Source organism: Streptomyces spongiae (genome assembly GCF_009377185.1).
In the GTDB taxonomy this organism is placed as follows: Bacteria; Actinomycetota; Actinomycetes; order Streptomycetales; family Streptomycetaceae; genus Streptomyces; species Streptomyces spongiae.
In genome coordinates this window covers 1-6,901 of record NZ_VJZC01000535.1, presented here as the reverse complement: position 1 = coordinate 6,901, position 6,901 = coordinate 1, and the positions used below count along the sequence as shown (strand labels likewise).

General features: G+C 71.6%; 6 protein-coding genes. 1 reads left to right on the top strand and 5 read right to left on the bottom strand.

The window, feature by feature from the left end; genetic code table 11:
* Positions 1–126: 126 nt before the first annotated feature.
* From FNH08_RS40660 to yczE, 4 genes are all read right to left on the bottom strand, one after another.
* A complete protein-coding gene (locus tag FNH08_RS40660) occupies positions 127–501 on the bottom strand; it encodes an RNA polymerase-binding protein RbpA (RefSeq protein ID WP_003977404.1) in 375 nt (124 codons plus the stop codon).
* Between the two features lie 266 nt (positions 502–767).
* Positions 768–2,114, bottom strand: coding sequence for an MFS transporter (locus tag FNH08_RS40655; protein ID WP_322726267.1), 1,347 nt, complete (start codon positions 2,112–2,114; stop codon positions 768–770).
* A 50-nt stretch (positions 2,115–2,164) separates the two neighbouring features.
* Entirely contained in the window at positions 2,165–2,932 is a 768-nt protein-coding gene (locus tag FNH08_RS40650) for a glycerophosphodiester phosphodiesterase (RefSeq protein ID WP_322726266.1), read from the bottom strand.
* Positions 2,929–3,642 (bottom strand): membrane protein YczE, encoded by a 714-nt coding sequence (yczE, locus tag FNH08_RS40645; protein ID WP_194238795.1) that lies wholly within the window; start codon positions 3,640–3,642, stop codon positions 2,929–2,931. Before yczE ends, FNH08_RS40650 begins: the two co-directional genes overlap by 4 nt.
* Before the next feature lie 63 nt (positions 3,643–3,705).
* Between yczE and FNH08_RS40640 the strand changes: the two genes are divergently transcribed.
* A complete protein-coding gene (locus tag FNH08_RS40640; RefSeq protein ID WP_152776541.1) occupies positions 3,706–5,214 on the top strand; it encodes an SCO1417 family PLP biosynthesis transcription factor in 1,509 nt (502 codons plus the stop codon).
* 8 nt (positions 5,215–5,222) lie between these two features.
* Here the strand turns inward: FNH08_RS40640 and FNH08_RS40635 are convergent, their stop codons facing one another.
* Complete coding sequence (locus tag FNH08_RS40635; protein WP_322726268.1) at positions 5,223–6,881, bottom strand: hypothetical protein; 1,659 nt, start codon at positions 6,879–6,881, stop codon at positions 5,223–5,225.
* Positions 6,882–6,901: the final 20 nt, after the last annotated feature.

Genomic DNA, 6,901 nt, shown 5'->3' with positions numbered 1-6,901 from the left:
CACCCGAGATCCACCCGCCCCCCCGGAGGGGACCCGCACACGACAAAGACCGCGAGGCCCCGTACAACACGTACGGTGCCCGCGGTCTTCGGTTGCGCTGTGTATGCCGCCCAACCCCCGGAGGGGCTACGCGGACTTGCGGCTGTCCCGCGGATGGACAGCGATGTTCATCGCACCGGAGCGCAGAACGGCCAGGCGCTCCTCGAGGACCTCTTCGAGTTCCTCACGGGTACGCCGCTCCATCAGCATGTCCCAATGCGTACGCGCGGGCTTGGCCTTCTTTTCCTCAGGGCCGTCGCCGTCCACCAGGAGTGCCTGGGCCCCGCAGACCTTGCACTCCCACTCCGGCGGGATCTCCGCCTCGACCGAGAAGGGCATCTCGAATCGGTGCCCCTTCTCGCATGCGTACTCCACGGCCTGGCGCGGGGCCAGGTCGATGCCGCGGTCCGTCTCGTAGCTGGTCACCACGAGGCGCGTGCCGCGAAGAGCTCGCTCACTCATGAATCGTGCCTCCCGGGCTTGTCGCCCACAGGACAGGTGTCGCTGTCGTCGTCATCCGGTCAACGTCCGGTCGGCGGTAAAGATTCCCGTTCCGTGTCCCGTTCCGGGTCATGCGTCGCCGTCGTAGCCGCCCTTGTTGTACCCACCAGCGCCCTGTTTGTCACATCTGACAGCAGATGTCACCTAGCGTTTCGGCATCTTTGACGCGCAGTAACGGTACGCCTGGCAGGCCAAACGCGTACACTACAGCCCTTTCGCCCCGGGTGCTAAATCCGCTCCGGCACCGGATTGCCCGCGGCGGTGATCGCCCGCCGCACCGGAACCCTTGCGAGCAGGGCGAATCCCAGGAGGAAGAAGGCGACGAGCGAGATGATCGCGTCCCGATAACTTCCGGTCAGCTGGTAGGTCAGACCGAACAGCAGCGGCCCCATCCAGCTCATCCCGCGATCGCTCATCTCGTACGCCGAGAAGTACTCCGCCTCCTTCCCGGGCGGGACGAGATGGGAGAACAGCGAGCGGGAGAGGGCCTGGCTGCCGCCGAGGACGAGACCGATCCCCGCCGCGAGGACGAAGAACCAGACCGGTGCTCCCGCCGGAAGGAAGTATCCGGCGGCCAGTGTCACCGTCCAGGCCACCAGCGAGCCCAGGATCGTGCGCTTGGCGCCGTACTTCCGCGCCAGCCTGCCCATGCCGAGCGCACCCGCCACCGCGAGCACCTGTACGAGCAGCACCGCCCCGATGAGCGTCGACTGCCCGAGGTCCAGTTCCTCGGAGCCGTACACCGAGGCCTGGGAGATCACCGTCTGGATGCCGTCGTTGTACACGAGGTAGGCGAGGAGGAAGGCCAGAGTCAGCGGGTGGCGGCGCATGTCCCGTACGGTCGCGGCGAGTTGGCGCAGGCCGGGAGCCGTGGCCCTGCCCTCCGGAGCCCGGCGGTCGCGCAGCCGTCGCAGCGGTACGAGGGTGAAGGCGCCCCACCACAGTCCGGCCGACGCGAGACAGATGCGGACGGCCGTGCTCTCCGACACACCGAAGCTGTCATGGGCGGTGAACAGCACCAGGTTCAGTACCAGGACCAGGGAGCCCGCCGCGTACCCGAAGGCCCAGCCCCGGGACGAGACCGCGTCGCGCTCCTCGGGGGGCGCGATCTGTGGCAGGTAGGAGTTGTACAGCATCATCGCGACCGACTGTGCGGCGTTCGCGACCACGAGCAGGAGGCCGCCGAGGAGGTAGCGGTCACCGTCCAGGAAGAACATGCCGACCGTCGCCGTGGCTCCCACGTAGGCGGCTGCCGCGAGCAGCGGCTTCTTGCGTCCCGTTCGGTCGGCGGCCGCGCCCACCAGGGGCATCACCACGACGGCCAGGATCACCGACAGGGACACCGAGTACGCGAAGAAGGAACCCGCGCGGACCGGTATGCCGAGCGGGTGGACGTAACCGTCCGCGTCCGACGCCGCCTCGGCGACCGAGGTGAGGTAGGGGCCCAGGAACACGGTCAGGACACTCGTCGAGTAGACGGAGCACGCCCAGTCGTAGAAGTACCAGCCGCGCTGTTCACGCCGTCGCCCCGCGGCCTCGTCGGCCGCGTCCGTCCGCACGGTGTCGGTGCCCACCCGTGCTCCTCGCTTCCCCGTGAACGGGCCGCGCGAGGGACTGAACGGCGTCAGAACCAGGTCCCCCGGTCCTCCAGAACCTTGCGCAGCGTGTCGATGTGATCGGTCATGATGCCATCCACGCCGAGGTCCAGGAGCCGGTGCATGCGTTGCGGTTCGTTCACGGTCCACACATGGACGTGGAGCCCGCGCGCGTGGGCGGCGCGGACGAACCGGTGGTCGACCACGGGGACGCCCGACTGGGACTCGGGCACCTGCGCGGCGACCGCCGAACGCCGCAGGGCGGCCGGTATGCCCCAGGAGCGCAGCCGGAGTCCCAGGACGCCCCGGGTGCCGTACGACGTGGCCAGGCGCGGGCCGGCCAGGCGCTGGGCGCGGGCGACGCGCGCCTCCGAGAACGAGCCGACGCAGACGCGGTCCCAGGCGTCGAGACGGGCGATCAGGTTCAGCAGCGGATGGAGGGTCGGTTCCGCCTTCATGTCGACGTTCCAGCGCACCTCGGGGAACGTCTCGAGCAACTCCTCGAAGAGGGGCACCGGTTCGACGCCCGCCACGCGCGCGTGGCTCACGTCCTTCCAGGGGAGGTCCGCGATACGGCCGGCACCGTCGGTCACCCGGTCCAGGGTCGCGTCGTGGAAGGCGACGAGATGGCCGTCGGCCGTGGCGTGCACATCGGTCTCGATGTACCGATAGCCCGCCTCGACCGCGCGCCGGAACTGGGCCACCGTGTTCTCCAGCCCGTCCGCCGCCCCGCCCCGGTGGGCGAAGGCGATGGGGCCGGGGTGGTCGAGGTACGGGTGGCGGATCGACGTGGTCACCTGGGAAGTATCGCTCGCTCGGGTGGACCGGCGGCAACGACCGTGCTGCCCATGGTGGTCGTGGGGACGGCGAACACGCGCAGGAACAACTGGGCGAGCGGGCCGATGGACAGCGCGTAGAGGACCGTGCCGACGCCCACCGTGCCCCCGAAGGCGAAACCGGTCGCCACGACCGCCACCTCGATCGCCGTGCGGATCCTGCCGATCGGGCGGCCGGTGAGCTGGTGCAGGCCCGTCATGAGGCCGTCGCGCGGGCCGGGCCCGAAGCGGGCCGCGATGTAGAGACCGGTCGCCACGCCGTTCAGGAGGATGCCGACGACGAGCACGAGAACCCGTACGGCCAGGGTGCGCGCGTCGGGCACCACCCCGAGGGTGGCGTCCATCGCAAGGCCGATCACGAGGACGTTGGAGACCGTACCGAGTCCCGGCCGCTGGCGCAGCGGGATCCACAGGAGCAGCACGACGACCCCCACGATGATCACCGTCCTGCCGATCGTCAGCCCGGTGAGTTCGGAGAGCCCCTGGTCCAGCACGATCCAGGGCGCCAGGCCCAGGCCCGCCTCCACGAGGAGCGCCATGCTCGCGCCGTACAGCGCGAGACCGGCGTACAGCTGGATCAACCGCCGCCCGAGGCGGCGCTGTGTGGACGGGTCGGACGGGTCGCTGGACAAGACGTTCCCCCCTGAGGTGGTGGCAGTGGCCTGACACATGACACCCTGTGGCTCGACAGGACATGCCATCCATGGCCAATTCGGGGAAGGTGGACTGGAATCATGGCTCAGTGGACTTCGGCAGTGGGCGCGGCCCAGCTCGCGCGGCTGCTCACCTCCCAGCAGGAGCGCCCAGCGGGCCCGGGCACCCGCCGCCCGCCCGCCTATCGCGCGCTCGCCGACGGCATCCGGGTGCTGGTCCTGGAGGGCCGTGTGCCGGTCGCGGCGCGGTTGCCCGCCGAGCGGGAACTCGCGCTGTCCCTGTCCGTCAGCCGTACGACGGTCGCGGCGGCCTACGAGGCCCTGCGCACCGAGGGTTTCCTGGAGTCCCGCAGGGGAGCGGGCAGCTGGACCGCCGTGCCCGCGGGGAACCCGCTCCCCGCGCGCGGCCTTGAGCCCCTGCCGCCCGATGCGCTCGGTTCACTGATCGACCTGGGCTGTGCGGCTCTGCCCGCCCCCGAGCCCTGGCTCACCAGGGCCGTACAGGGCGCCCTGGAGGAGTTGCCCCCGTACGCCCACACGCACGGCGACTACCCGGCCGGGCTGCCCGCGCTGCGCACGATGCTCGCCGAGCGGTACACCGCGCGCGGGATCCCCACCATGCCCGAGCAGATCATGGTCACCACCGGAGCGATGGGCGCCATCGACGCGATCTGTCACCTGTTCGCCGGGCGTGGTGAGCGCATCGCCGTGGAGTCACCCAGTTACGCCAACATCCTCCAGCTGATGCGCGAGGCGGGCGCCCGGCTGGTGCCGGTCGCCATGGCCGAAGGGCTCGACGGGTGGGACCTGGACCGCTGGCGGCAGGTGCTGCGGGACGCGGCGCCCCGGCTCGCCTACGTCGTCGCCGACTTCCACAACCCGACGGGCGCGCTCGCGGGTGAGGACCAACGGAGGCGGCTCGTGGACGCGGTCCGGTCCGCGGGAACCGTGCTCGTCGTCGACGAGACGATGAGCGAGCTGCATCTGGACCCTGAGCTCGACGTCGCCGCGATGCCCCGCCCGGTCTGCGGCTTCGACCCGGCCGGTTCGACCGTCATAACTGTCGGCTCGGCGAGCAAGGCGTTCTGGGCCGGCATGCGCATCGGCTGGGTGCGCGCCGCGCCCGACGTCATCCGTAGCCTCGTGGCGGCCCGCGCGTACGCCGACCTCGGCACCCCCGTACTGGAGCAGCTGGCCGTGAACTGGCTGATGAGTACGGGGGGCTGGGAGGAGGCCGTGGGCATCCGGCGTGGCCAGGCCCGCGAGAACCGGGACGCGCTCGTCGCGGCCGTACGCCGGGAACTGCCCGGCTGGGAGTTCGAGGTGCCGCGGGGCGGGCTCACCCTCTGGGTGCGCACGGGCGGGTTGTCGGGCTCGCGGCTCGCCGAGGCCGGGGAGCGGGTGGGCGTGCGCGTGCCGTCGGGGCCGCGGTTCGGGGTCGACGGGGCCTTCGAGGGGTATGTGCGGCTGCCGTTCACCGTGGGCGGCGCGGTGGCGGACGAGGCGGCCGTGCGGCTCGCCGCTGCGGCGCGGCTGGTGGAGACGGGGGCGGGCGGGGGTACGGAGACGCCGCGCACGTTCGTGGCCTGACCCGGCGGTCAGCCCTCGGCCACCGCGGCCTTGGCCGGGATCACGTCCTTGGCCGGGATCACGTCCTTGTCCACCCGTGCGGTCGCCTTTTCCAGTGGCGTCGATTCGACCTCGGCGGACACCCCGTCGGTCTGCGTCGGTACCTCGTCCGGCGCCGGGCCGGTCCGGACCGGAAGCAGGTCCAGCACCGTCTGACGGTGGATCTCGGTCGTGGCCTCGTCGTACGGGTCCGGGGTGGCCGGAACCTGGAGGCGGTGTACGGGTCCCGCGCCCAGACGGGCGTATCCGCGGCCCGGCGGGATGTCAGGGGTGGGCGTGGTGCGCGGGCGCGTGCCCAGGACCTGCACCAGTTGCTCCGGTGTGGCGGAGCCCAGCAGCACGCGCGCGCGTGTGTGCTGCCGTACCGCGTCGGAGAGGGTGTCGAGACCGTCGAACTGTTCGGCGACGACGATCGTCACGTTCGCCGGGCGGCCGTGGCGCAGCGGCACCTGGAGCAGGGACTGCGGGTCCCGGTCGCCGTCGGCGGCGGCCACGTGGCCCAGCGCGCTCGGGCGGTCCAGCAGGATCCACAGGGGGCGCCTGGTGTCCTCCGGCGGTGGGTGGCCCGCCTGGCGGGCACGGTTCGCGGCGATCAGTCGGCGCTCGGTCTCGTGCGCCGCCCACTCCAGGCCGGCCAGCGCCCCGGCGAGGCCGCACTCGACGGCCAGGACGCCGTCCCGGCCGGTCAGGCACGCGTACTCGTCGGTGCCGCTGCCCTCGACGATCAGGACGTCGCCGTACCGCAGGGCCTGGATCGCGAGGGAGCGGAGCAGTGTCGTCGTCCCGCTGCCGGGTTCACCCACCGCCAGCAGGTGCGGTTCCGTGGAGCGGGTGCCGGTGCGCCAGACGACCGGGGGGATGTCGCGCTGCTCTTCGCGGTGCTCCACGGGAAGGGTGCGCTGTACGTGGGTCGGGTCGGTGAAGCCGAGTACCAGCTCGCCCGGTGCCGTGACGAAGCGCTGAGCGGTGATGTCGGTGGGGAGAGGCGTCAGGACCGTGACCGTGAGCTGGTTGCCCTCCTCGTCCCAGTCGAACAGGTACTCGCGGCCGCGGCCCGACTTGGAGTGCACCACCCGCTCGATCCGCGCGCGGGACTCGGCCTCGCCGTCCGTGAAGTACGCCGGGTAGTGGATCTCCAGTCGCTGGAGGCGCCCGGAGTCGTCGAAGCCGTACTCCGTGAACGCCTTCTGCCAGTCACCTCCGTGGGTGTAGAGGGGCGCGGGGTCCTCGGCGGCCGTGAAGTAGGGCACGAGGGCCTCGTACAGCGCTTGGAGGCGCTTTCGCTGTGCCTCGTCGGGGCCGACGGGCGCCCCGGCACCCTCCCGGCCGTGCCAGGCTGCCGCCGCCATCAGTCCGATGACGGCGAGCAGCGGTCCGTACGGCACCAGGGCGACCACCACCACCACCAACGACGCCACCACGAGGAACAACGACGCTCGTTGGTCCTTCGGGGTGTCGGCCCACTTGCGTCGCCCGGCGGCCGCCAGGCGACGCAGTCCACGGGTGATCGTGATCAGCGGGTGGAGGACGTCGGTGGCACCGTCGGCCGCCGTCCGGGCCAGATCCCGGCTTCGGGCGAGGTGCGCACTGCCGTTGCTCAGGATGCGGGGGAGGGGGCGGCGGGCCACGGCGGTCTCCTGGGGGTGTG